Annotated in this window: 28 protein-coding genes; 2 read left to right on the top strand and 26 right to left on the bottom strand. The window is 32.8% G+C overall.

What is annotated here, in order from left to right; all coding sequences use genetic code 11:
- Positions 1-14: 14 nt before the first annotated feature.
- The 23 genes from atpD to fdaB form a co-directional block, all read right to left on the bottom strand.
- Complete coding sequence (gene atpD / locus Q4528_RS11015; RefSeq protein ID WP_017636767.1) at positions 15-1,427, bottom strand: F0F1 ATP synthase subunit beta; 1,413 nt, start codon at positions 1,425-1,427, stop codon at positions 15-17.
- Between the two features lie 21 nt (positions 1,428-1,448).
- Complete coding sequence (atpG, locus tag Q4528_RS11010) at positions 1,449-2,315, bottom strand: ATP synthase F1 subunit gamma (protein ID WP_017636768.1); 867 nt, start codon at positions 2,313-2,315, stop codon at positions 1,449-1,451.
- Between the two features lie 30 nt (positions 2,316-2,345).
- Positions 2,346-3,854: a F0F1 ATP synthase subunit alpha gene (gene atpA / locus Q4528_RS11005; RefSeq protein ID WP_017636769.1), complete on the bottom strand. Its 1,509-nt coding sequence runs from the start codon at positions 3,852-3,854 to the stop codon at positions 2,346-2,348.
- 22 nt (positions 3,855-3,876) lie between these two features.
- Complete coding sequence (locus Q4528_RS11000; protein WP_017636770.1) at positions 3,877-4,416, bottom strand: F0F1 ATP synthase subunit delta; 540 nt, start codon at positions 4,414-4,416, stop codon at positions 3,877-3,879.
- On the bottom strand, positions 4,416-4,937 hold the full coding sequence (locus Q4528_RS10995; protein ID WP_046466901.1) for a F0F1 ATP synthase subunit B: 522 nt from the start codon (positions 4,935-4,937) through the stop codon (positions 4,416-4,418). Before Q4528_RS10995 ends, Q4528_RS11000 begins: the two co-directional genes overlap by 1 nt.
- 95 nt (positions 4,938-5,032) lie before the next feature.
- On the bottom strand, positions 5,033-5,245 hold the full coding sequence (gene atpE / locus Q4528_RS10990) for a F0F1 ATP synthase subunit C (RefSeq protein WP_001048816.1): 213 nt from the start codon (positions 5,243-5,245) through the stop codon (positions 5,033-5,035).
- A 39-nt stretch (positions 5,246-5,284) separates the two neighbouring features.
- Positions 5,285-6,013: a F0F1 ATP synthase subunit A gene (gene atpB / locus Q4528_RS10985; RefSeq protein WP_303521550.1), complete on the bottom strand. Its 729-nt coding sequence runs from the start codon at positions 6,011-6,013 to the stop codon at positions 5,285-5,287.
- Between the two features lie 25 nt (positions 6,014-6,038).
- Entirely contained in the window at positions 6,039-6,389 is a 351-nt protein-coding gene (locus tag Q4528_RS10980; RefSeq protein WP_081581205.1) for an ATP synthase subunit I, read from the bottom strand.
- A 161-nt stretch (positions 6,390-6,550) separates the two neighbouring features.
- Positions 6,551-7,672, bottom strand: a complete 1,122-nt coding sequence (wecB, locus tag Q4528_RS10975) for a non-hydrolyzing UDP-N-acetylglucosamine 2-epimerase (protein WP_046466918.1) — start codon at positions 7,670-7,672, stop codon at positions 6,551-6,553.
- 40 nt (positions 7,673-7,712) lie between these two features.
- Positions 7,713-8,342, bottom strand: coding sequence for a uracil phosphoribosyltransferase (gene upp / locus Q4528_RS10970; protein ID WP_017636774.1), 630 nt, complete (start codon positions 8,340-8,342; stop codon positions 7,713-7,715).
- Positions 8,343-8,378: 36 nt separating this feature from the next.
- A complete protein-coding gene (gene glyA, locus Q4528_RS10965) occupies positions 8,379-9,617 on the bottom strand; it encodes a serine hydroxymethyltransferase (protein WP_017636775.1) in 1,239 nt (412 codons plus the stop codon).
- Between the two features lie 22 nt (positions 9,618-9,639).
- Positions 9,640-10,164, bottom strand: a complete 525-nt coding sequence (locus Q4528_RS10960) for a TIGR01440 family protein (protein ID WP_017636776.1) — start codon at positions 10,162-10,164, stop codon at positions 9,640-9,642.
- 92 nt (positions 10,165-10,256) lie between these two features.
- Positions 10,257-10,703: a low molecular weight protein arginine phosphatase gene (locus Q4528_RS10955; RefSeq protein WP_017636777.1), complete on the bottom strand. Its 447-nt coding sequence runs from the start codon at positions 10,701-10,703 to the stop codon at positions 10,257-10,259.
- On the bottom strand, positions 10,700-11,743 hold the full coding sequence (locus Q4528_RS10950) for an L-threonylcarbamoyladenylate synthase (protein ID WP_046466900.1): 1,044 nt from the start codon (positions 11,741-11,743) through the stop codon (positions 10,700-10,702). The genes Q4528_RS10955 and Q4528_RS10950 overlap by 4 nt, the downstream gene beginning before the upstream one ends.
- A gap of 205 nt (positions 11,744-11,948) precedes the next feature.
- A complete protein-coding gene (gene prmC, locus Q4528_RS10945; RefSeq protein ID WP_046466899.1) occupies positions 11,949-12,785 on the bottom strand; it encodes a peptide chain release factor N(5)-glutamine methyltransferase in 837 nt (278 codons plus the stop codon).
- Complete coding sequence (gene prfA / locus Q4528_RS10940; RefSeq protein ID WP_017636780.1) at positions 12,772-13,848, bottom strand: peptide chain release factor 1; 1,077 nt, start codon at positions 13,846-13,848, stop codon at positions 12,772-12,774. Before prfA ends, prmC begins: the two co-directional genes overlap by 14 nt.
- Positions 13,848-14,447, bottom strand: a complete 600-nt coding sequence (locus Q4528_RS10935; RefSeq protein WP_017636781.1) for a thymidine kinase — start codon at positions 14,445-14,447, stop codon at positions 13,848-13,850. Before Q4528_RS10935 ends, prfA begins: the two co-directional genes overlap by 1 nt.
- A gap of 291 nt (positions 14,448-14,738) precedes the next feature.
- Entirely contained in the window at positions 14,739-14,996 is a 258-nt protein-coding gene (locus Q4528_RS10930) for a type B 50S ribosomal protein L31 (RefSeq protein ID WP_017636782.1), read from the bottom strand.
- 112 nt (positions 14,997-15,108) lie between these two features.
- Positions 15,109-16,425 carry a transcription termination factor Rho gene (gene rho / locus Q4528_RS10925; protein ID WP_072291873.1) on the bottom strand — a complete coding sequence of 439 codons (1,317 nt, stop codon included), beginning with the start codon at positions 16,423-16,425 and terminating at the stop codon, positions 15,109-15,111.
- Between the two features lie 249 nt (positions 16,426-16,674).
- Positions 16,675-18,102, bottom strand: coding sequence for an aldehyde dehydrogenase family protein (locus Q4528_RS10920; protein WP_029056175.1), 1,428 nt, complete (start codon positions 18,100-18,102; stop codon positions 16,675-16,677).
- A 339-nt stretch (positions 18,103-18,441) separates the two neighbouring features.
- Positions 18,442-18,780, bottom strand: coding sequence for a winged helix-turn-helix transcriptional regulator (locus Q4528_RS10915; protein ID WP_017636785.1), 339 nt, complete (start codon positions 18,778-18,780; stop codon positions 18,442-18,444).
- 87 nt (positions 18,781-18,867) lie between these two features.
- Entirely contained in the window at positions 18,868-20,127 is a 1,260-nt protein-coding gene (gene murA, locus Q4528_RS10910; protein ID WP_017636786.1) for a UDP-N-acetylglucosamine 1-carboxyvinyltransferase, read from the bottom strand.
- Between the two features lie 281 nt (positions 20,128-20,408).
- Positions 20,409-21,269, bottom strand: a complete 861-nt coding sequence (gene fdaB, locus Q4528_RS10905; RefSeq protein WP_017636787.1) for a class IIb fructose-bisphosphate aldolase FdaB — start codon at positions 21,267-21,269, stop codon at positions 20,409-20,411.
- Between the two features lie 217 nt (positions 21,270-21,486).
- Here fdaB and Q4528_RS10900 point away from each other — a divergent pair, with 217 nt between their 5' ends.
- The gene (locus tag Q4528_RS10900) at positions 21,487-22,008 is read left to right on the top strand and encodes a DUF2529 domain-containing protein (protein WP_017636788.1); all 522 of its coding nucleotides are present in this window, start codon (positions 21,487-21,489) and stop codon (positions 22,006-22,008) included.
- A gap of 339 nt (positions 22,009-22,347) precedes the next feature.
- Here the strand turns inward: Q4528_RS10900 and pyrG are convergent, their stop codons facing one another.
- From pyrG to Q4528_RS10885, 3 genes are all read right to left on the bottom strand, one after another.
- Positions 22,348-23,955 carry a CTP synthase gene (pyrG, locus tag Q4528_RS10895; protein WP_017636789.1) on the bottom strand — a complete coding sequence of 536 codons (1,608 nt, stop codon included), beginning with the start codon at positions 23,953-23,955 and terminating at the stop codon, positions 22,348-22,350.
- A 301-nt stretch (positions 23,956-24,256) separates the two neighbouring features.
- Positions 24,257-24,784, bottom strand: a complete 528-nt coding sequence (gene rpoE / locus Q4528_RS10890) for a DNA-directed RNA polymerase subunit delta (RefSeq protein ID WP_017636790.1) — start codon at positions 24,782-24,784, stop codon at positions 24,257-24,259.
- A gap of 113 nt (positions 24,785-24,897) precedes the next feature.
- On the bottom strand, positions 24,898-25,758 hold the full coding sequence (locus Q4528_RS10885; protein ID WP_029056173.1) for a GNAT family N-acetyltransferase: 861 nt from the start codon (positions 25,756-25,758) through the stop codon (positions 24,898-24,900).
- Between the two features lie 284 nt (positions 25,759-26,042).
- Here Q4528_RS10885 and coaW point away from each other — a divergent pair, with 284 nt between their 5' ends.
- Positions 26,043-26,852, top strand: coding sequence for a type II pantothenate kinase (gene coaW, locus Q4528_RS10880; protein WP_017636792.1), 810 nt, complete (start codon positions 26,043-26,045; stop codon positions 26,850-26,852).
- The last annotated feature ends 72 nt before the right edge of the window (positions 26,853-26,924 follow it).

The raw sequence follows: 26,924 nt of genomic DNA, 5'->3' as shown, positions 1-26,924 counted from the left end.
ATACCTCCTAATTATTAGACTTCAACACCCATGTCTTTAGCCTTCGCAATTACATCTTGCATGCTACCTACTAAACGGAATGCATCTTCAGGAATATGATCATATTTACCTTCTAAGATATCTTTGAAATCAGCTACAGTTGTTTTAACTGGAACATAAGATCCTTTTTGACCAGTAAATTGTTCAGCAACGTGGAAGTTTTGTGATAAGAAGAATTGAATTCTACGTGCACGTTCTACTGTTTGTCTATCTTCTTCAGATAATTCATCCATACCTAGAATCGCAATAATATCTTGTAATTCTCTGTATTTTTGTAATGTAGATTGTACATCACGTGCAACTTCATAATGCTCTTGTCCAACTATTGAAGGTTCTAATGCTCTAGAAGTTGAAGCTAATGGGTCAACAGCTGGGTAGATACCCATTTCTGTTAATTTACGCTCTAAGTTTGTAGTTGAATCTAAGTGAGCAAATGCTGTTGCTGGTGCTGGGTCAGTATAGTCATCGGCTGGTACGAACACTGCTTGAATAGATGTTACAGAACCTTTATTTGTAGACGTAATACGTTCTTGTAATTGACCCATTTCTGTAGCAAGTGTAGGTTGGTAACCAACGGCTGAAGGCATACGACCTAATAACGCTGATACCTCTGAACCTGCTTGCGTAAATCTGAAAATGTTATCAATGAATAATAAAACGTCTTGTCCTTGTTCATCACGGAAGTATTCTGCCATTGTTAAACCAGATAAAGCAACACGCATACGTGCGCCAGGTGGTTCGTTCATTTGACCAAATACCATTGCTGTTTTCTTAATTACGCCACTATCGCTCATTTCATAGTATAAATCATTACCTTCACGAGTACGTTCACCAACACCCGCGAATACTGAAATACCACCATGTTCTTGAGCAATATTGTTAATTAATTCTTGAATTAATACTGTTTTACCTACTCCGGCACCACCGAATAATCCAACTTTACCACCTTTAATGTAAGGTGCTAATAAATCTACAACTTTAATACCTGTTTCAAGAATTTCTACTTCAGTAGATAATTCATCAAATCCAGGTGATTGTCTATGAATAGGATCACGACGAACTGAATCATCAAGTTTTTCTTCTAAGTCAATCGTGTCGCCTAGTACGTTAAACACTCTTCCTAGTGTTTCGTCACCAACAGGTACACTAATGTCTTTACCTGTATCTTTAACATCCATGCCTCTTTGAACACCATCAGTTGAATCCATTGCGATTGTACGAACAACGTCATCACCTAATTGTAGTGCAACTTCTAGTGTTAAGCTAACTGTTCCTTCTTCTTTTGGAACTTCAATAATAAGGGCATTATTAATATCAGGGACTTCGTTATGTTCAAAACGAACATCAATGACAGGACCCATAACTTGAGTTACACGGCCAATTCCCATGCTATTTTCCTCCTTTTAATTTTATTCAAGTGCTGCCGAACCACCAACAATTTCAGTGATTTGTTGTGTGATTGCTGCTTGTCTAGCTCTGTTATATTCTAATGATAAGTCATCAATAAGTTCTGTAGCATTATCAGAAGCATTTTTCATTGCAGTCATACGTGACGCATGCTCACTTGCTTTAGCATCTAAAATCGTACCATATATTAAACTTTCAACATATTGCGGTAAGATGACGCTTAAGATAGATTCTTTATCGGGTTCAAATTCATATGTAGACATATGACCATGACCTTGACTTGAATCTTCTTGAGATAATGGAAGAACCTTTTTAGTAGTAGGTTTATTTTCTAATACACTGACATAATGACTATAGTAAATATTCAATTCATCAATATTTTCTTCACTATATAAATCAATTGCGTGTTTTGCTAGCGCTTGAACAGATTTAAATGAAGGTTGGTCTGGTAGTTCAACTAATGAATTTTCTATTTCGTAGCCTCGTGTTTTAAGGAAGTCAACACCTTGTTGACCTAAAACAACAATGCTATATTCACTACTATCATTATGCTTTTCTTTGATGTCACTTATTAATTTTTTAAGAACGTTGGCACTATAAGCACCCGCTAATCCTTTATCACTTGTTATGACAAGATAACCACTACGTTTTACATCTCTTTGACGAAGCATAGGATGGTTTGAATTCTTGTTAGAACCAGCTACTGCTGTAATAGCATCTTGCATTTTATCCATATAAGGCTTGAATTGTTTAGTATTGTTTTCAGCTCTACGTAATTTAGAACTTGAAACCATGTTCATCGCCTTAGTGATTTGTTTCATCTTTTTGGTTGATTTTATACGTGTATCTATTTCTTTTAGAGAAGCCACTATCTCACCACCTTTAATTACTATTCTTTATTATTCTGATTTACTAAAGCTTTTTTTGAATTCGGTAATTGCAGAATCAAATTTATCAGCATCTGGTAAAGCACCAGTTTCTCTGATTTCAGAAAGTAATTCTGTCGCATTTGAAGCTGCCCAGTGGTTTAATTCATCCTCAAAACGAGTAATATCTTCAACAGGAATATCGTCTAAATATCCTTTAGTTAATGCAAAGATAATTAATACTTGGTTTTCTACAGGAAGTGGTTTATTTTGATCTTGTTTTAAGATTTCAACAGTACGTTTACCACGTTCTAATTTTTTAGCTGTGAATTCATCTAAATCAGAACCAAATTGAGCAAATGATTCTAATTCTCTATAAGAAGCAAGGTCTAAACGTAAAGTACCTGCTACTTTTTTCATCGCTTTAATTTGAGCAGAACCACCAACACGTGATACTGATTGTCCAGCGTTAATCGCAGGTCTTACACCTGAGAAGAATAAATCAGATTGTAAGAAAATTTGTCCATCAGTAATTGAAATAACGTTTGTTGGAACATAAGCTGAAATGTCTCCTGCTTGAGTTTCAATGATTGGTAACGCAGTAATAGATCCGCCACCTAAATCATCATTTAACTTAGCTGCTCTTTCAAGTAATCTACTATGTAGATAGAACACATCACCAGGGTATGCTTCACGGCCTGGAGGTCTACGTAATAATAATGAAAGTTCACGATAAGCTGATGCTTGTTTAGTTAAATCATCATAAACGATTAAAACATGTTTACCGTTAAACATGAACTCTTCGCCCATTGTTACACCTGAATATGGCGCGATATATAATAATGGCGCTGGTTCAGCTGCTGATGCAGATACAACGATTGTATAATCTAAAGCGCCAGCTTGTCTTAATTTTTCTACATTGGCTCTTACAGTTGAATCTTTTTGACCAATAGCTACATAGATACAAATTGTATCTTCATTTTTTTGGTTTAAGATTGTATCAATTGCAACAGTTGTCTTACCTGTTTGACGGTCACCAATGATTAACTCACGTTGACCACGTCCAATTGGAACTAATGCATCGATAGCTTTAATACCAGTTTGTAATGGTTCATCAACTGATTTACGATCCATTACTCCAGTTGCTTTTTTCTCAACTGGTCTTGTTTTTGTTGCGTTGATAGGACCTTGTCCATCGATAGGTTGACCTAATGGATTTACTACTCGTCCAATTAGTTCGTCACCTACAGGTACTTCCATAATACGTCCTGTACGTTTAACTTCGTCACCTTCACTAATATCTGTGTATGGTCCTAAGATAACCACACCAACATTAGATTCTTCAAGGTTTTGTGCTAAACCGAGCACGCCGTTTTGGAATTCTACTAGCTCACCAGCCATAACGTCATTTAATCCGTGAATTAATGCGATACCATCACCAATTTGTAATACTGTACCAACATCTGTTACGGACATTTCTGACTCATAATTCTCAATTTGTGAGCGAAGTAATGCACTGATTTCTTCAGCTTTTATGGCCATCTATGTCACTCCTCTTTATTAATTAGTTTGCTCTTTTAAATTTACGTTGTAATTGAATAAGATCATTTTTAACACTGCCATCCATAACAGTCGTGCCGACCTTAACTCTAAAACCACCAATTAAATCTTGATTAATTTTAGTACTAACAATTACTTTAGATAAGTTTGTTTGTTGTTTAACTAGTTCTACAATTTTTGATATTTCTTCATCATTTAAATCATATGTTGATTCTATTAATGCGAAATCTTGATTGTTATGTTGATTATATTGTGATTGAAAAGCTTTAAAGACATCTTCAATGTGAGAAAGATGACGATTTTCTGCTAGCACTTTCAACATATTAACAATGTACTGATTAGCATTACCATAAACCTCTCCTACAAAGTTTTGACGCTTTTGTAATGTAAGTTTAGGATTGCTATCAATGGCTTTTAAATCATTAATGTAATCGAATGAAGAATGGCTAATTGTTTCTAATTCTTCATAAATGCTATCCAATTGATTTGTATCTGCAGAAACATCAAACAATGCTTTTGCGTATTTGTCAGCGATTTTTGTCATTATTTATCGCCTGCCTCTTTTAGATACTTTTCAACTAATTCTTTTTGATCTTGCTCTGAAATTTCTTTTCTAAGAACTTTAGAAGCAATAAGAACTGATAATTCAGATACTTGGTTATTAATATCTGCAATGGCACGTTCTTTTTGACTATTAATTTCGCTTTGAGCAGTTTCAATCATGCCATTAGCTCTAACGTTTGCTTCATGAATGATTTCTTCATGTTGTTTACGTGCTTGAACTTTCGCATCTTCTAGAATTTTTTGAACTTCATCTTGAGTTTCTTTAAGTGTCTGTTTATTTTCTTCTTCAAGTTTTTGTGCATTTAACTTAGCTTGTTCCGCATCGTCGATATCTTTGTTGATATCACGTTCACGTTTATCCATTATTTCTTTTAATGGACCCCAAGCAAATTTTTTCAATAACGCTAATAGGATAATGAAAGTAACAATTTGAACTATCACTGTTCCCCATTCAACGCCTGAAGCTGCACCGATAACGAACATATTAGCTGTTGCAGTCACGGGATCATGACACTCCTTTCGTCAAAATAATCATTAAGCAATAAAAAATAAAACGAACGGCGAGAGTCTATTAGACTTCGCCTTAAATAAATGTCTTATCCAGCAAATGTCATGAATGCAATTACAACACCGATGATAGGTAAAGCCTCAACTAAACCAACACCAATGAACATAATACCCATTAATTGACCACGAGCTTCTGGTTGACGTGCTACACCTTCTACTGTTCTAGATACGATAAGACCGTTACCGATACCTGCACCTAATGCTGATAAACCAATTGCGATTGCCGCTGCGATTAAATTCATAATAAATTTTCCTCCTAAGATTGTATATAATTTTTAAATTTAGTGTCCATCTGCCACTTTGTGTGACATGTAAACCATTGAAAGCATAATGAAGATATATGCTTGTATTGTACCTACAAAGATTGAGAATCCTTGCCAAACAATTAAACCAGGTATACTAATTATCCAACCCCATGCTGGTTCTTGGAAGAATAATCCAGCTAATAAGCTTAGTAATAGTTCACCTGCAAAGATATTACCATATAAACGTAGTCCAAGTGTTAATGTTGAAGTAAACTCTTCAAACACGTTTATAATTGCAAGTGGCCAAAACGGTTGAACATAACCTTTGAAATAATTCTTTGTACCACGCATTTTAATACCATAATAATATGTTAATAGAATAACAGTAGTTGACAATGTCAATGTAACTGTTGCATCTGCGGTAGGTGATTTCCACCATAAGTAGTGATCTTTAGTTACTATTGCAAATGGTAAACCTAACATATTAGAAATGAAGATGTATAAAATTAATGTCACTGCTAAGAAGTGAAAATGTCCACCTTTTTTCCATGCCATATTACCTTCGATGATGCCTCTAACAAAGTCAAAAACCCATTCAATAAAGTTCTGTTTACCAGTTGGTCGTTTCTTTAAATTACGTGTACAAATAATTGCTAGTAAAAAAACGAGAACTGCTGTAATTAACACCATCATTACACTTGCCATGTTAAATACAAGGTCAAAACCGAAAATATCCAAACTTACTTTCGGGTCTTTATGATCCATATTCTCACCTCTTTCGTTTTAAATTTTACTCCCTATTAAGTAGAGGGCGACAGATGATTACGATATAAGAAATCATTAGCCCTATTAACACCCCAATGATATTGATGTGATCTTTAAAGAAAAACCATATTATACACACGACAATAGCCACTAAATATCTCCACATATTTCCTGTTGATATATGGTTTGACTCAGCTTTTTGTGCATGAAATAAATAGATCTCAAAGATGTATGTATTAACTAAAGATCCACATGTACCAATAATCAAACCTAATAAAAAAGGATGGGGTGAAAAGAGATACAATATACCTAATAATATCAATAAATAGAGATAATATTGTATATATTGTTTGAAAATGATGTAGAAACGACCCATTTGTTTGCCTCCGAGTGTCTTATACAATCATGTAAACCGTTCCACTCATACAATCTAAATGATAATATAGCGCCTACAACGGTGTCAATTCTATTCAAATTGTTGTTGAATTTTAAGCTAAAATTGTCACAAATTAGCCACATTTAAACGGTATACATCTTTTATTGTTTAAAATCTTTTGGTTTTTCACTTATTAAATCAAAATAATATTTGATATGATTTACAATTCTATCAGAAGCGCTTCCATCTCCATATGGATTATTTGCCTCACTCATACTCTTGTAAAGGTTTTTATCTTCTAACAATTTTTTGGTTTCTTTATAGACATTATTCATCGAAGTACCAACTACTTTTAATGTACCAGCTTCAACACCTTCAGGTCTCTCAGTATTATCTCTTAATACTAATACTGGTTTGTGTAATGAAGGGGCTTCTTCTTGAATCCCTCCAGAGTCTGTCAAAATGAGATGCGCTTGTTTAGCAAAATTGTGAAAATCTAAAACATCTAAAGGTTCAATAAGTTCTATTCTGTCATGTTTGCCTAAAATATGTTGTGCAATATCACGAACTTTAGGATTCATATGCACTGGATAAACAACTACGAGTGACTCATCTTCATCTACAAGCTTTCTAACAGCTTTAAAAATATGTTCCATTGGTTCACCAATGTTTTCGCGACGATGTGCAGTTAATAACAATATTCTTTTATTCTTATGTCTATTTAAAATGTCAGAATGATAATCGTCATTAACTGTATAATTTAATGCGTCAATCGCTGTATTACCAGTTACCACAACTGAGTTTATATCCTTACCTTCGTCAAGCAAATGTTTCCTAGCATTGAAAGTCGGTGCAAAATGAATGTCAGTTAGTACTCCTACCATTTGTCTATTCATTTCTTCTGGATAAGGTGAATATTTATCATAACTTCGTAATCCAGCCTCAACGTGACCTATTGGTACTTGATTATAAAACGCTGCTAGACTTCCTGAAAATGTAGTCGCTGTATCTCCGTGTACCAATACCATATTAGGTTTAACATGTTTGATGATAGATTCCAATTCAATCATTGATTTTGAAGTTATTTCCGAAAGTGTCTGTCCTTCTTTCATAATATTCAAATCATAATCAGGAACAATATCAAACGTTTTTAATACAGCGTCTAGCATTTCTCTATGTTGAGCCGTAACAACCACGCATACTTCCAACTGCTCATCGTTTTCAATCGCTTTAACTAGTGGCGCCATTTTAATAGCTTCCGGCCTAGTTCCAAATATAGTCATAATTTTTTTCTTCAAACGTATCTATCTCCGTTTTCAATATCTATTTCGTACCGAATAATCGATCTCCTGCGTCACCTAATCCAGGTGTAATATAAGCTTTGTCATTAAGTTTCTCATCTAATGCTGCAATATAAATATCAACATCATCATGAGCTTCTTTCATTTTTTCAACACCTTCTGGCGCAGCAATTAAGCACATGAAACGAATATTTTTGGCACCTTTGTTTTTCAATGAAGTAATAGCTTCTATTGCAGATGCTCCTGTTGCCAACATCGGATCCACAACGATGATTTCACGCTCATCAATATCTTGAGGCATTTTAGAGAAGTATTCTACTGCTTTAAGTGTTTCAGGATCACGATATAAACCGATGTGCCCTACTCTTGCTGCAGGAACTAAACTTAAAATACCTTCAGTCATGCCTAGTCCAGCTCTTAAAATAGGTACAATTGCTAATTTTTTACCTGCTAAGCGTTTAGCTGTCATTTTAGTTACTGGAGTTTCAATTTCAACATCTTGTAACTCTAGATCTCTTGTAACTTCGTATGCCATAAGCATACCAACTTCATCTACTAGTTCTCTAAACTCTTTAGTTCCAGTACGAGCATCACGAATGTAACTCAATTTGTGTTGAATTAATGGATGATCAAATACATGTACTTTACTCATTTTCATTTCCTCCAATATTCTGTATATCCTTGTATTTTATTGATATAAAGGATATTTTTCAGTTAACGCTAATACACGCGTTTTTGCTTCTTTTAATTTAGCTTCATCTTCATGATTTTTCAAAGCTAAACCAATAATTTTTGCTACTTCTTCAAATGCTTTTTCATCAAAACCACGAGTAGTGGCCGCTGGTGTTCCTAATCTAATACCACTTGTAACAAATGGCTTTTCTTGATCAAATGGAATAGTATTTTTATTGCAAGTAATGCCAACGCTATCAAGTGTTTCTTCTGCAACTTTACCAGTAATATTTACAGAGCCTTTAACGTCTACAGCTACTAAGTGATTATCTGTACCACCTGAAACGATTCTAAATCCTTCTTTTGAAAGGGTATCCGCTAATGTTTGTGCATTTTTAATCACTTGCTTTTGATAAACTTTAAAATTATTGTCTAAAGCTTCACCAAATGCTACTGCTTTTGCTGCGATAACATGTTCTAAAGGACCACCTTGAATACCAGGGAAAATCGTTTTATCTATTGCCTTTTTGTATTCTTCTTTACATAAAATCATGCCACCACGTGGTCCACGTAATGTTTTATGTGTTGTTGTAGTAACAAAGTCAGCATATTCAACTGGGTTTTGGTGTAAACCTGCAGCGACTAAACCAGCAATATGAGCCATATCCACCATTAATTTAGCGCCAACTTCATCAGCTATTTCTTTAAATTTTTTGAAATCAATTTGACGTGAATAAGCAGATGCACCTGCGACAATTAATTTAGGTTTATGTTCAATTGCTAATCTACGTACTTCGTCATAATTAATAAGTTCTGTATCTTTATCTACACCATATTCGACAAAATTATAAGATTTACCACTAAAATTAACTGGTGAACCATGAGTTAAATGACCACCGTGACTTAAATTCATGCCTAAAACAGTATCTCCATATTCTAATGCTACTAAATAAACTGCCATATTAGCTTGAGAACCAGAGTGAGGCTGAACATTAACATGTTCTGCTCCAAATAATGCTTTAGCACGGTCGATTGCTACTGATTCTGTAACGTCTACAAATTCACAGCCACCATAATAACGACGGCCTGGATAACCTTCCGCATATTTATTAGTTAATACAGATCCTTGTGCTTCCATAACAGCTTCTGAAACAAAGTTTTCAGATGCAATTAACTCAATATTATTATTTTGTCGATTAAACTCTTTCTCAATAGCTTCAAAAATCACTTTATCTTGCTTTTCGATGTAAGACATATAATCCCCTTCTTTCAACTAATTAATTATATTTTGCACGTTCGCCACCAATTTTTTTAGGTCTTGATGTAGCAATAGTAACGATTGCTTCCCCCACTTGCTTAATACTAGTTCTAACTGGCACACAAACATGTTTAATGTGCATGCCTATTAATGTTTGACCAATATCTATACCTTTCGGAACTGAAATATGTTCAACAACAACTGGGTCTTCCATATGTTGATATGCGTATGTAGCTAAGCTACCACCTGCATGAACATCTGGTACAACTGTAACTTCTTCCATTGTTAGTGGATTAAAATCGGATCTTTCAATAGTGATTGCTCTATTAATATGCTCACACCCTTGAAATGCGAATGAAACACCTGTCTGTTGTTTCACTTTTTCTAACTCTTTAAATATTGATTCAGCCACTTCCATTGATCCAACAGAACCAATTCGCTGACCAATAACTTCAGAAGTTGAACAACCAATCAAGCATATCTCATTTTCATTAAAAAAGGACATTGCTTTTAATTCGTCTAACAACATTGAAAAATCTTGCATTTGAAACCCACCCCCCTAAAAAAATAAAAAGGAACATAGCAAAATTGCTATACTCCCTTATTATAACGTATTTAAAGCGTAACATATACTAATTATATATAATTCTCTAACAGAACTTTTGGGTCGATTTTCATAATTAAGTCATAAATTTGGTTAAATGTTTGTTGATAAGTAAACTTGTCTCCACCATAAGGATCATAAATATCATCTACTTCCCCTACAAATTCACTCAAAGTAAATACATTTGGAAGAGCATCAGTACCATATTGAGACAATATAATGTCCTTATGCGATTTAGACATTGTTAGAATAATATTAGCATCTATATCTTCTCTAGAAAAACTCTGTGTTAATGAAGGTTGAGGCAAATCATTTTCAGTTAATATTTCTTCAGATAACTTTGAAATAGGTTGTTGTTCCATAGCAAATATGCCTCTTGACTCAATGGTAATGTCTAATTTATTAAATACTGATTGTGCAATACTTTCAGCCATGGGACTACGACAAGTGTTACCAGTACATACAAATATTAATTTCATAAAGACACCTCATTAACAATTTGATTTCCAGCAGCTTTTAACATTCTATTCATGATAGCTTCAGTGTTATCATTTTTTTCAAAACCAAAAATATATGCTTGAACAATATCATCTCGCTGATCTATATCATGTAAAATACTATATATTAAATGATTTGCTTGTTTGATATCATCTTTATCTTCACATAATTTAATAAAAATAGATTCTTTAGGTAAATAATGACTTAAACTTTTAGGAACAACGAAAGCTGTTTGATTCCATTTATCATTATCTGGAATTTTCTGGCTTAATCCTTCAAGAATAGTTATCGGAGTATCTGGTGAATAATGTTTATATTTCATACCAGGTGCGATAGGTTTAGCACTTTCATTAAAATCTGATTGTGCAATACTATGAGGTATAATTGTTTCAATCATAGATTGTGTAACTGATCCTGGACGTGCAATTCTAAAAGGATACTGTGTACAATCTAATACAGTGCTTTCTAATCCTTCTTCACTTTGATCACCATTTATAATGCCATCAATTCTACCATTTAAATCATTAAATACATGGTCAAAGGTTGTAGGAGATGGTCTACCACTAATATTTGCACTTGGTGCAGCTATAGGCTTATTAATTAATTGTAATAAACCCCTACCAATCAAGTGGCTAGGCATTCTTACAGCAATAGAATTTAGTCCACCTGTTACTTTTTCACATAAATATCCTGATTTTAGAGGTAAGATAAATGATATAGGTCCCGGCCAAAAAGCATCCATTAATTGTCGTACTTTTGGGTCTAACTTATCAATGAAACGATCCATTTGAGAAATATCATGTATGTGTACAATTAACGGATTATCTGATGGTCTTCCTTTAGCTTGATATATTTTACTAACCGCTTCTTGATTAGTAGCATCAGCACCTAAACCATATACTGTCTCTGTTGGTAGTGCTACAAGACCACCATTTAACACGACATCTTTGATCTCTTTTATATATGGATATTGTTCGATATTTTTACTATATTCTCTTAAATCCCATATCTTAGTTTCCAATTTCAAATCACACCTCTTTCCCATAGTTAAATTAAAAATAAAAAGGAGTGGGATAGCTTTATGTCTTTCATTTTATACATGAAAGAATGCTCATTCCCACCCCATTAATAACGACGTTTAATATACATCAAGTTTTGATTAACCTTGCATATTTATATTAAAACGAATAAAAATAACAACGAAACTTATCTATTATCACTTTTATTTACCATTTTATTTCTAAAATTCTATCAAGTTGATTGATATCTTGATAAACTGCTACTTCTTTATCGGGATACATGTTATGAACGATTTCTTTTAAAGTTTGCCCTTGATTATAGCCAATTTCAAAAACAACATGTGCCTTTGGAAGTAACACTTTAGGTAAATCTTCTAATATAGACTTATAAATTGCATAACCTTCACTTTTAGCAAATAAAGCTTGATGCGGTTCATAATCGACAACTGTTTTAGACATATCTTTTACATCTTTCACATCAATGTATGGTGGATTAGAAATAAGGCCGTTTAGTTTAATGTTTTGTTCAATCAATGGTTTCAAAGCATTTCCTTGCATTAAATTAATATACACATCAAATTGTTCTGAGTTACTGCGAGCTACATCTAGTGCATCCTCATATAAATCTGTAGCGATAACTTTTAAAGAAGGCTTTAACATTTTCAAACTAATGGCTATAGCACCACTACCAGTACCAATATCAGCTATAGTATCGTCATTTTGACATAAATTTAAAAAGTGGAGCATGACTTCTTCTGTTTCTGGTCTTGGGATTAAACATTGATCAGAAACTTTAAAACGTTGTCCATAAAACGATTGAAAACCAACAATATATTGTATTGGTTCACCTAATAACATTCTTTGTAAATTCAATCCGAATTTAGCTTTATCAGCCTCAGACATCTCATCATTCATATGTATGAGATAATCTGTTCGTGTCCAATTAAATGTATCTAATAATAACCACTCAGCTCGTGTCTGTTCAAAATCCTTCTCTTTTGCTAAAGAAATAGCGTTTGCCAAATAATCTTTATAACTCACCATTGTTTAATTCTTTCAATTTATCTGTTTGTTCAGACAATGTTAAAGCATCAATAACTTCATCTAAATTTCCTTCCATGATTTGACTTAATTTTTGTAAAGTTAAGCCAATTCTATGGTCAGTTACACGGCTTTGAGGATAGTTATATGTTCTGATACGTTCTGAACGATCTCCTGTACCTACTGCTGATTTTCTTTGTGAAGCATATTTTTGTTGTTCTTCTTGTAACTTCATGTCATATAATCTTGCTTTTAATACTTTTAAAGCTTTTTCTCTGTTTTGTATTTGTGATTTTTCTGAAGAAGTAGCTATAATACCTGTTGGTAAGTGAGTAATACGTACTGCTGAATCGGTAGTATTGACGTGTTGTCCACCTGCACCACTAGAACGATACGTATCAATTTTCAAATCTTCATTTCTAACTTCAATTTCAACATCTTCTACTTCTGGCAATACTGCAACGGTTGCTGTGGAAGTATGAATTCTACCACCTGATTCTGTTTCAGGTACACGTTGAACACGGTGTGCGCCATTTTCAAATTTTAATTTACTATACGCACCATTACCTGATACTGAAAAACTAACTTCTTTATAACCGCCATGATCACTTTCAGAAGCTTCAACAATTTCAGTTTTGAAGTTATGCATTTCTGCGTACTTAGAATACATTCTCATTAAATCACCAGCAAAAATTGCCGCTTCATCCCCACCAGCTGCTGCTCTAATCTCAACGATAACATCTTTCTCATCATTAGGGTCTTTAGGAATTAGTAATAATTTAAGTTGTTCTTCCATTTCTGGTAATTCATTTTTCAATGTTGCACTTTCTTCTTTTAACATTTCAACTTCTTCTTTATCCGAAGTTTCATTCAACATTTCTTCAATATCACTTAATTCTTCTTTTTTGCTTTTGTAGCTTCTGTAAACATCTACAGTTTTTTGTAAATCTGCTTGTTCTTTAGAATATTTACGTAATTTATCTGAATCATTAACGACATCAGGGTCACTTAACATTTCATTTAATTGTTCATATCTTTCCTCTACAATTTCTAATTGATCAAACACTACATTTCCTCCTTCTCATTTTCACTTGGAGCCACTATGTGATGTGCTCTACATCTAGGTTCGTAACTTTCATTTGCACCGACTAGAATTATTGGATCATCTGCTTTAGCCGGTTGCCCATCTATAAGTCTTTGTGTTCTACTTGAAGGGCTACCACATACTGCACAAACAGCTTGTAATTTAGTCACGTGCTCACTTAAAGATAATAATTTAGGTATAGGTTCAAAGGGTTCTCCTCTAAAATCCATATCTAATCCGGCTACAATAACCCTGTGACCATTATCTGCAAGTTGTTGTATGATACTTACAATATTTTCATCGAAAAATTGAACTTCATCAATCCCTATAACATCTACGTGTGATACATCATGAATGAGTATTTCTCTAGCTGTTGCAATATTGATTGCTTCAATAGCATTTCCATTATGTGAAACTACCTTTTCTTTATGATAACGATCATCTATAGCTGGTTTAAAAACAATGACTTTCTGTTTAGCATAAATACCTCGTCTTAAACGACGAATAAGTTCTTCTGATTTACCACTAAACATACTTCCGGTAATACATTCGATCCATCCGGAATGATAAGTTTCATACATTAAACGTTCCACCTTTTTTCAAAACATAATCGCTTAATTATATCATATTTTGAAATTTCATAAATGCTATTTTAACAATTGATTCGTTAAATCATTTTTGAAAATTTGCTTATAACTTATTTACTAGACTTGCTTGTTTAAATGTTATATTAACAATCATACTTTTTCACTCACTTTAAGTTATATATTAATTACGGTAAAAATGCATTATTAACATGATTGATTTCTCACTATAAAATAAAAAAACTGCCTACAAATCCATTACAATGGCGTAGACAGTCTAAACTTAAATTAGTTATTATTTGATTTAAGACCAAATTTTTTGTTGAAGCGTTCCACACGACCATCCGCAGCAGCGAATTTTTGACGTCCAGTATAGAATGGATGTGAATCAGAAGAAATATCTAAACGAATAACTGGGTATTCATTTCCATCTTCCCACTCCATTGTTTCTGAAGATGTTTTAGTAGAACCACTTAAAAATTTAAAATCTGTAGTAGTATCTAAAAAGATAACTTTATGATACTCAGGATGAATTCCTTGTTTCATTGTTTTCAGCTCCTTTGCCCTGAACCATCTGGAACAGAGTTATTTGTGAGTTTTTTACCCAATACTGTGTAATTATAATAGTATTTAATGTAAAACGCAACCCTTTGTAACATTAAATAATAGGTTTACCTGTTTTCGTACTTTCTTCAGCTGATTTTTGTAATTGTTCAAAGAAATCTTTATTATTTTTTGAACGTTTTAACTTACGAATAAATCTTTCTGTAAAATCAGTAGAATCAGTAAATAGATTTCGAAGTTGCCATAATGTATCTAGTTCTGCTTTGCTAATTAATAATTCTTCTTTACGAGTTGAGCTTCTACCAATATCAATGGCAGGGAAAATACGACGTTCAGATAATTTACGGTCTAGATGTAATTCCATATTTCCAGTTCCTTTGAACTCTTCATAAATCATATCGTCCATTCGTGAACCTGTATCTACTAGTGCTGTAGCTAAAATAGTTAAACTACCACCCGCTTCGATATTTCTAGCTGCACCAAAAAAGGCTTTAGGTTTGTGTAGTGAAGCTGGATCAAGACCACCAGATAAAGTACGACCACTTGGAGGAATAACTAAGTTATAAGCTCTAGCTAAACGTGTGATAGAATCCATTAAAATAATAACATCTTCACCAATTTCTACTAGACGCTTTGCTCTTTCTAATAATAGCTCTGCAACTTTAACATGATGTTGAGGTGGTTCATCAAACGTTGAATGTACAACTTCTGCAGATTCTACAGAACGTTCAATATCTGTAACCTCTTCGGGTCTTTCACCTACTAATAAAACAAATAATTTAGCATCTGGTTTATTTGTAATAATTGCGTTAGCTATTTCTTTTAGTAAGGATGTTTTACCAGCTTTTGGTGGCGCTACAATAAGACCACGTTGACCTAAACCAATAGGCGTAGCTAAATCCATAATTCGTGTGGAATAATTCTTAGGTTCTGTTTCTAGTAAAATTCTTTCATCTGGATACAAAGGCGTCAACGCTTGGAAGTGAGGACGTTTTTTTACTTCTTCAGCATTATGATCGTTTACAAAGTCGACCTGTAACAAACCATAATATTTTTCATTATCTTTTGGCTTACGGACTTTTCCTGTTACTTTATCGCCTCTTTTTATTTCAAATCGACGAATTTGACTTGCTGAAATGTAGATGTCTTTTTCACCCTTAGAATAGTTTACAGTTCTTAAGAAACCATAACCATCGGGTTGGATATCATCTAAAATACCCTCCATATAATAATTGCCATCTTTCTCCATTTGAGCTTCCATGATAGCTAGTACAAGTTCTTTCTTATTTAATTTGCTGTAATTAGTTAATTTTAAAGATTTCGCTTTTTGAGTGAGTTCTTTTGTAGTGTTGTTCTTGTATAGTTCGTGGAAAGATTCATATTGAGGAGATGTTCGTTCTCTTTCAGGCATAGACTTGCACCCATTTCCTTATTTTTTGTGGTAAAAAGATGATGATAGAACAGTGAACGAAAATGATTTCAAAGTTTTTCGTTAATGTAATTCATTACCTTCTAAATACTAGAATAACTATAGCAAATTTTTAATTTAAATACAAAATGATTTTTTGAAAAGTTAATATAAAAATGCCAATGCACAAATATTCTTCAATATTGTACATTGGCATGATTGATATTAAACCTTATTCAGATTTAACTTTATTTATTTATAATAACCTGCGATTGATTTAACTTCTAAGAATTCTTCGATACCATAGTCGCCCCATTCACGACCTAATCCAGATTGTTTATAACCACCAAATGGTAGATCTGGTTTACGACCTGCTTCGTTAATTTCCACTGTACCAGCTTCAATTGAACGAGCCACTTTGTGTAATGTGTCTTTGTCGTTACCAATAACATATCCAGCTAAACCATATTTAGTATCATTTGCAATTTCAATAGCTTCGTCTAAATCGTTATAAGTGATAACTGACATTACTGGTCCAAAGATTTCCTCTTGAGCTATAGTCATATTATTATCTACATTGATGAAAATAGTTGGACGTGCGAAATATCCTTTTTCTAATCCTTCTGGTTTACCAGGGCCACCATAGAATAATTCAGCACCTTCTTCAATACCTTTATCAATATATGATTGAACTTGATCAAATTGTTTTTTACTAATAATAGGACCAACTTGAGTACCTTCTTCTCTAGGGTTACCTACTTTAACAGAACTGAATTGTTCTTTAACCGCTTTTAAGAAGTCTTCTTTAATACTATTAGGTACTAAAACACGTGTACCTGCAGTACAAACTTGTCCTGTATTATTAACAACTTTACCAGTAGTTGCTTTAGCTGCGGCTTCAATATCTACATCGTCTAATACGATATATGGTGATTTACCACCAAGTTCTAGTGATACTTTTTTGAAGTCTTTAGCTGCTTTTTCCATAATTTTTGAACCTGTAGGACCAGAACCAGTAAATGACATCATTCTTACTTTTGGATGTTCACTAAGTGGATTACCTACACCTTCACCATCACCATTTACTAAGTTAAATACGCCTTTTGGCATACCTACTTTATCGAAAATTTCAGCTAAAATTACGGCTGCGAATGGTGTTTCTTCAGATGGTTTCAACACTACTGGACTACCTGCTGCAAAAGCTGCAGCTAGTTTAAGTGATGTTTGGTTTGTAGGGAAGTTCCAAGGTGTTACTAATCCTGACACACCAATCGCTTCTTTAACAACTAAATCATCACCACGACGTTCTTCAAATTCGAAATTATCTAAAGCGTCTCTTGCTGCTGTAAAATGGTTAAGACCCATTTGGTAGTGTACATTTTCAGAAACTGATAATGGTGCACCTAATTCATCAGTAATCGCTTGAATGATATCTTCTTTTCTATTTTCATATTCTTTAACGATTTTATCTAATAAATCTCTTCTATATTCAACCGTACTATGACGGAAATCTAAATATACATTATCAGCTGCTTCTACAGCTTTGTTAACATCTTCTTCATTACCTTTGGCTACTGAGCCAATAACTTCTTCAGTTGCAGGGTTAATTACATCTATTGTTTCACCGCTAGTACTATCAACCCATTCACCATTTATATATTGTTTAGTGAATTGTCTCATCAAACTTCACTCCTTAGAATTGTTATACAACTATTCTAACCACTTTTATTAAAAGTTAAACATATCTGCTCATCATATTAAATTGAACTTGATTTGTTTTGTTTTCACTTTTTTTAAAATTAAGTAACAAAAAAAGAGATAGAGACATAAAAGTTAAACACTTCAGACAAACAATCAATGCTTTCCGAAGCAGGATTTTTAACAAACACTTAATAATGTTGTTCTAATCCTAAACGTTTATGTCCCAATCTCTTTCAAAAATCAATCACACCATCAAATACTATATGCAATTAAGTATTTTAATGGTTTAGAAACTATACGTAGTACAATTTATAAGTACTATTTAACAGTTTCAGGTTCTGGTTCAAGATTTATATTATTTTGAGCCCATTCTTCAATTGGTTTTAAAGATGCGGCTAATGAACGTCCTTTATCAGTTAGTTCATAAATAATAGTAACCGGACTAGTAGAAATTATTCTTTTTTCTACTAAACCCCAATCTCCTAATTCAGTCAATTTTATACTTAGTGCACGAGGCGTGATTGTTTTTAAGTCTCTTTTCAAATCGGAAAAATGTGCAGATTGATCTTCACATCTTGATAAATAATTAATAATCAAGCCATTCCAACTGCGTCCTAAAATTTTAAAAGTTTCTTCTAAATAAGGACAAACTTCCATGATACTCACCTCTCACTCTAATATCTTAATACTAATGCACTTAAATAAGTGCTTATAATTTTAAGTATATTAATTATACCACATTTTTTAAATAGTTTCAGTCCAAATATCTGCACCTAATTGTTTTAAATGCTCAACGATTTGTGTATAGCCACGATAAATATGTTTCACATTATAAATAGTCGTTACACCTTCGGCAATTAAACCTGCTACTATTAAGCAAGCCCCTGCTCTTAGGTCACTTGCATATACTTCTGCTCCTTTAAGTTTTGAAGGTTTAATCGTCGCAGTACCATTATCTTTATTAATGTCCGCTCCCATATGTTGTAACTCCTCAACATGCTTAAATCTCTCAGGATAAATCGTATCAGTTACAAAAGATGGCCCTTTAGTCATAAATAATAAAGGTGTGATGGGTTGTTGTAAATCCGTTGCAAAACCAGGATATACTAATGTTTTAATATCAACGCTTTGGTAAGGTTCATTCTTTCTGATAATAACCTTTTCGTCGTTCAACTCAATATCGACACCCATTTCCTTTAATTTAGAAGTTAAAGCTTCTACGTGTCTTGGAACTATATTATTGATGACTACTTCTTCACCAGCAGCTGCTGCCATACACATATATGAGCCTGCTTCTATACGGTCAGGAATCACTTGATATTCAGTACCATGTAATGTATCAACACCAGTTATTTTAATTGTTGTTGTACCTGCTCCTTTAATTTGTGCTCCCATACTAATCAAGAAGTTAGCTACATCCACTACTTCTGGTTCTTTTGCTGCATTTTCTATAACCGTTTGCCCCTCTGCATGTACTGCAGCTAGCATAATATTAATAGTGGCACCAACACTTACCATATCTAAAAAGATATTTGCACCTTTTAATTGTTTAGCTTCAATTTTCATTGATGTATTACTTGATTCATCTATTTCAGCACCTAAAGCTTTAAATCCTTTTATATGCTGATCAATTGGACGGGGACCTAAAGGACATCCACCCGGAAGACCAATAACGCATTTTTTAAAACGACCGAGCATCGCACCCATCATATAATATGAAGCTCTTAAAGATTCAACTTTGTTATTTGGAAGTGGCGCGTTTTCTATTTCAGTGGTATCAATATCTAATTTTTTACCATTTAATTTAGTTTTAATATTTAAATCTTCTAGCAAGCTTACAAGTGTTTCTACATCAGAGATTTGTGGTAATCCATCTAAATTTACTTGCCCTTGAGCTAATAAAGTAGCCGGAATAATTGCTACTGCACTATTTTTCGCACCACTTATCTCTACTTCACCATTAAGCTTCTTTCCACCTCTAATTTTGATTACTTCTTGAGCCATATTTTTATCTCCTTTGTTTCTATCGTTTATTAAAATTTCACATTATTTGCATTATAAAATAGTTTTACTTTATTTGTAAAATAGTTCATAAATATTAAAACATCATAGCCATTTTATTCAATATACACCAATAAATATGATTAAAATGTTATTTACTTTTACCTCATGCGATTTATTTGTTTTTATTTAAAAATGACGTTTGCCTTATAAAATACGTAATAATTATAGCATAAAAAACAAGCCATTAAACCTAAGTTTAATGGCTTGTTCATTGATATTAATTATTTAGCACGGTTTGAAGTACCGAATTCTTTAATTTTACCTTTAACTGTTGCTTTAATAGCTTCACGAGCAGGTCCTAAATATTTACGTGGATCGTAAACTTCAGAATCATTGTTTAATACATCGCGAACAGCTTTTGCTGAAGCAATTTGGTTTTCAGTGTTTACGTTAATTTTAGCTGTACCGTAAGGAATTGCTTTTTGAATGTCTTTAGTTGGGATACCAGTACCACCATGTAATACTAATGGTAATCCAGTTGATGCACCAATTTCTTCCATTTCTTTGAATCCTAATTTAGGTTCGCCTTTATATGGACCGTGAACTGAACCTAAAGCAGGTGCTAAAGTATCAATTCCAGTTTTTTCAACTAGTTCTTGACATTCTTTAGGGTCTGCGTAGATAACACCGTCAGCTACTACATCGTCTTCTTGTCCTCCAACAGTACCTAATTCAGCTTCTACTGATACGCCTCTTTCGTGAGCATATTCAACCACTTTAGAAGTGATTTCGATATTTTCTTCGAATGCACTATGTGAAGCGTCAATCATAACTGAAGTGAATCCAGCGTCGATAGCTTCTTTACATTTTTCAAAGCTTGAACCGTGGTCTAAATGGATTGCAACTGGTACTGTGATGTTTAAGTCATGCATTAATCCTTCTACCATTTTAACTACAGTGTAGAATCCGCTCATGTAACGAGCAGCACCTTCAGATACACCTAAAATAACTGGTGCATTTTCTTCTTGTGAAGCTTCTAAAATTGCTTGAGTGAATTCTAGGTTATTTAAGTTGTATTGACCAACTGCATAACCATTTTCTTTTGCATCGATTAACATTTCTTTCATTGAAACTAAAGGCATTATAGTTCCTCCTTGAGTGCTTATGCACGTATTTTTCAAACTCATTATAACAAACTTAATCCTTAATTGCATTCGAATAGATGATTTAAAATTTACAATTTTCACAATCCTTACTACATCTCATTTTGCAAACGTATACAATTAAAATTATTTTTAATCATTGCATTCAATGAGACGTTTATTTAAAATATTTTAATGAATAGAATGGAGGTTAATTATGTCAAAAATACTCAATACACAATTAATTGGCATCTTCGATAGGATCGAAAAACAGTCTTTAGATATACAAATGGGAGCTCAATGCTTAGTCCAAGCTATTGGTGGCGAAGGTCATGTATATATTAAAGGATATGAAGATTTAAAATTTTACGAAGACTTTATATTGAATAGTAATGAAAAATTAAAATCCAGTCGTGCATTAGCAGATTTAAAACATATGAATGATTTAGATACGACTGATAGAGTATTTTTATTTTCTCCTACATACAACGATGACGTTGAAAAAGATGTTCAACAATTAATTGATTTAGATGTTGATTTTGTCCTTATATGTAATCGCCCAAAAAGTGATGACTTTCCAGAGCATTTAATGCATTTCATCAATTTATCTACCCCAAGACCTATCGTTTACACTGAAGACTACGATAAAATTGTTCAACCTCACCCTATCGCGTTTAACTACATTTATTACGACATTTATACACAAATGATCGAAATGACACGTGATTTAGAATTATAAAATATTTATCAAAAAAACGCTGAACATAAAATTCTTCGACAAGTGAAAAAAGGTAATTTCTATTGAAATAATATAGAAATTACTTTTTTAGTATTTTAAATGTAAAGTTACTTATAAATACGTAGTATTTATGGCAAGACTCCTGAGGGAACAGTACTAGTTGAAGACCTTACAAATTCTCACAGATTTATCTGTGTAGTATTTCTGGCTGAAACTGTACCCTCAGAATGCGAAGCCATACAATACGAAGTATTGGGTATAAAGAAAGCACTAAGATGATTAAAATAAATCATCTTAGTGCTTTTATTTTGAGATTTATGTCCTGGCGTGTTTTTCGTATTATTTTTGTTGATGTTTTAATGATGCTTCAACAAAAGCTTTAAATATTGGTTGAGGTCTGTTAGGTCTTGATAAGAATTCTGGATGGAATTGACAAGCAATAAAGAAATCTTTTTCAGGAATTTCTACCATTTCTATTAATCTACCATCTGGACTAGTACCTGAGAATACCATGCCATTAGCTTCTAATTGTTCTCTATAATTATTGTTAAATTCGTATCTATGACGATGTCTTTCTTCAATATTATTTTCATTGTAAATAGAATGTGCTAACGTACCATCTTTAATTGCACATGGATATAAACCTAATCTTAATGTGCCACCTAAATCTTCAATATCTTTTTGTTCTGGTAATAAATCGATGATTGGATGTGGTGTACTTGGATCTAACTCTGCTGAATGTGCACCTTCTAAACCTAATACATTACGTGCAAATTCTACTGTAGCTAACTGCATACCTAAACAAATACCAAAATAAGGAACATTGTTTTCACGTGCATATTTAATAGCTGAAATTTTACCTTCACTTGCACGGAAACCAAATCCACCTGGTACTAAGATACCGTCTACATCTGATAAATAACTCTCAACATTATCATCTGTTACAAGACTTGAATCAATCCATTTAACAACGACATCTTTTTTGAAAGGATAGCCTGCATGTTTAAGTGATTCAACGACTGATAAATAAGCATCTTGCAAGCTTACGTATTTACCTACTAAACCGATAGTAATTTTACCATCTAAGCTATTTACAGTATCAAGTAAATGCTGCCATTCATCTAATTGAGTTTCATATTTAGCATTTAATTGTAAACGTTTGATGACAATGTCATCCATATCTTGTTTACTCAATTGTAACGGGATTTCATAAAGTGAGTCTGCATCACGACACTCAATAACGCTTTCTTTATTAATATCACAGAATAATGCAATTTTATCTTTTAAATCTTGAGTCATTTCATATTCTGAACGAACTACAATTAAGTCTGGTTGAATACCTAAACCACGCAATTCTTTAACACTATGTTGTGTTGGTTTTGTTTTCATTTCACCGGCAGCTTTAATATATGGTAATAATGTACAATGTACATACATTACATTTTCTCTACCTAAGTCGCTTCTAATTTGACGAATTGCTTCTAAAAATGGAAGAGACTCAATATCACCTGTTGTACCACCAATTTCAGTGATAACTACATCTGCATTTGTACTTTCTCCAGCTAATAATAAACGTTCTTTAATTTCATTTGTAATGTGTGGAATAACTTGCACTGTTCCACCTAAATAATCACCGCGACGTTCTTTTTTCAGCACGTGAGAATATACTTTACCAGCAGTTACGTTTGAATATTTATTTAAATTAATATCAATAAAACGTTCATAGTGACCTAAGTCTAAATCTGTTTCAGCACCGTCATCTGTAACGAATACTTCACCATGTTGATATGGACTCATAGTACCTGGATCAACGTTTAAGTATGGATCAAATTTTTGAATCGTAACTTCAAGACCTCTATCTTTTAATAATCTACCTAATGATGCAGCAGTAATTCCTTTACCTAAAGACGAAACTACGCCACCTGTTACAAATATAAACTTTGTCATAATTTGACCTCCTGAATTTTTAATAAAGCATTTAAATTAAGTATGTATTTAGTTTATGAGGAACGATGTATACGTGCGATTTACTTTGATTCGTTTTATATCATAGTCTATTTAATCATTCGTTTTAAATAATACTTATTCTACAATATTAATTACCTCATTGGAATCTTGTTTAATTAAAAATAAAAAAAGCTCCCTCTCACATATCAGTAAGGGGAGCGTATTACATTTATACACGTGTCCTATTTAAAGGAGCCCAAATAAAATTCTATCATTTTTAGGATAAAAGTCAATTAGAAATTTAACTTTGATATTCTTCGTCATCTTCCTCATCGTCGAAGTCATCTTCGTCTTCATCTTCTTCGTCAATGACAATATCATTTTCATTAATATCATCTTCAACTTGTTCATCTTCAGGATCATTTAATGTTTCTTGATCATCTGTGACTGCTGGAATATCATCATCGTCATCCGCTTCATCTTCACCTAATAATTTAAGGTTTTTATCTTCTTCGTCATCATCATCAAGAATATCAAATTTTTGAATCGTTGGCGCGATTTTTTCTTCAATATCATCTACTGAGTACCAATCACGAATACCCCATTGGTTTTCACCAACATTTAAAAATCGACCATCTGTATTTAAATCAGTATAGAATTGTACTACACGATTCTCGATTTCATCGTATTCATAATTACCTAATTCTCTAAATTTATCGATAATATCGTATAAATTCATTGTGTCGCCTTTTTCATTTAAAAGCGTATAAGCCATATCAATAAATGATTTCTCATCTACCATTTCTTTTGTATAATCTTTAATTTTCATTATAAAATACTTCCTTTCAAAGGATTTTTATCTTAAATAAGTTGGTCAAATTTCATTAATTAATAGTAACAAAAATAAATTATAAATGACAATCGGTGTTTACGCAATCTCTGTTAATAATTTATATACTTTTCAAATAAAATATAATCTTCTGCTTGTTCTACTTCTACAAAATTACTATTAATACATAATGGACTTAATTCGTTATTTTCTCCATATAGTGTAATGGATAATACTTTAATATTATCAAAATGTTTACGTATATAGGTTGGTAATTGTCTTAACGCGCTTTCAGCAATACCTTCATTCCGATGTGTTTTATTTACTTCAATGCCTGAAATACGCATACGGTCTTCAACTTGTTCAATACCTATGAAACCAACTTTTTCATCATCTTTAAGTAAATTGATTAAATGAATATTCGCCTCTTCTGAAGACTCATTTTCTTCTAGTTTCAAAGAGGATACATGTTTAGAATCCAAGTCCAAATAATATAATCGTTCTTTTCCAATTGGCCCTTCCTCTTTAGTAGCTGCATGCATAAAACCTGCACGTTCATATACATTCCAAGCAGATTGATTTTCAGCATCGACCACTAAATATAAGTGGTTAAAATCTGGGAATAGTGTTTGGACATACTGAGGTAGATACATCATCATTTTAGTACCGTATCCATGCCCTTGATATCGCTCATTTACTGATAATGATCGTACATAGACGACATTTTCTGGCGTATCATAGCCTTCATGTTGATAATATTGATGTAAAACAAAGAAACCGACAACTTCCCCTTCGCTATTTTTAGCTATATTAGCAACTCGGTCTTCATCATTAAGTGCCTCTTCTAATACTGATTTAGGCAAGGAAGAATATATTTGTTGTCTTTCACTCAATTCAAAATTTAATATATCTTCACGGTATCGCTCTTCAAAAACTTGAATTGTAATATCTTCAAATTGCTTTTTTGTAGTCATAAGTCAATCCCCTATTCATTTAATACTCACTTATTATATATTACTTTACCCTATTGTAATACTATTTCTCATATTAATCGAAATTACTTACACTTAAATTATCATTTTAAATATAACTGTCTTAATTGAACAGTTCATTTAATAGGTCTAACTTCAACTTAATAAATAATGCAATACGTTTGATAAATTTGTATTTTAAGTTGAATATGAAATAAACTCTTGTATTTCGTTTAATTTATTATACTATTATGGGTGATGCATTTTTGATTTGAGGTGGGAGTAATATGAAAATAGGAATCGATGCTGGTGGAACGTTAATCAAAATCGTTCAAGAATCTGAACACCAACGTGAATATCACACTGAATTAACTGTCAATATTGATAAAGTAATAAAATGGTTAAATGAAATCGATTTTGAAAGTTTAAGCTTAACTGGAGGTCAAGCAAGTATTATTGCAGAACACATCTCCAAACCAACACAAATATATGTTGAGTTTGATGCTGCTTCAAAAGGGCTTGGAATTCTACTAAATGAACAAGGACATGACATCAATCAATATATTTTTGCTAATGTTGGAACAGGTACGTCTCTTCATTATTATGACGGTGAGCAACAACAACGCGTAGGCGGTATCGGTACTGGTGGCGGAATGATACAAGGTTTAGGTTATTTATTAAGCCAAGTAACAGATTATAAACAATTAACAGATTTAGCTCAAAATGGTGACAGGGATTCAATAGACTTGAAAGTAAAACATATCTATAAAGATTGTGAACCCCCTATTCCTGGCGACTTAACTGCAGCTAATTTTGGAAATGTCTTACATCATGTGAATGAAGATTTTTCAATTGAAAATAAACTCGCTTCTGTAGTTGGTGTTGTTGGCGAAGTGATTACCACAATGGCAATTACTGTTGCTCGAGAACATCAAACAGAAAATGTAGTTTACATAGGATCTTCATTTAATAACAACCCATTATTACGTAAAGTCATAGAAGATTATACTGTATTGAGAGGATTTAAACCTTATTATATTGAGCATGGTGCGTTCTCTGGAGCTATAGGTGCTTTACATTTAACATTAGATCATTAACTCATAAAAGGAGTGAATTGAAACTTATTTATTTCAATTCACTCCTTTTTATCTTAGCAAATATACTATTCA

It is taken from the genome of Staphylococcus pasteuri (assembly GCF_030547725.1).
Lineage (GTDB): Bacteria > Bacillota > Bacilli > Staphylococcales > Staphylococcaceae > Staphylococcus > Staphylococcus pasteuri.
This window is presented reverse-complemented; position numbering and strand designations above follow the sequence as displayed.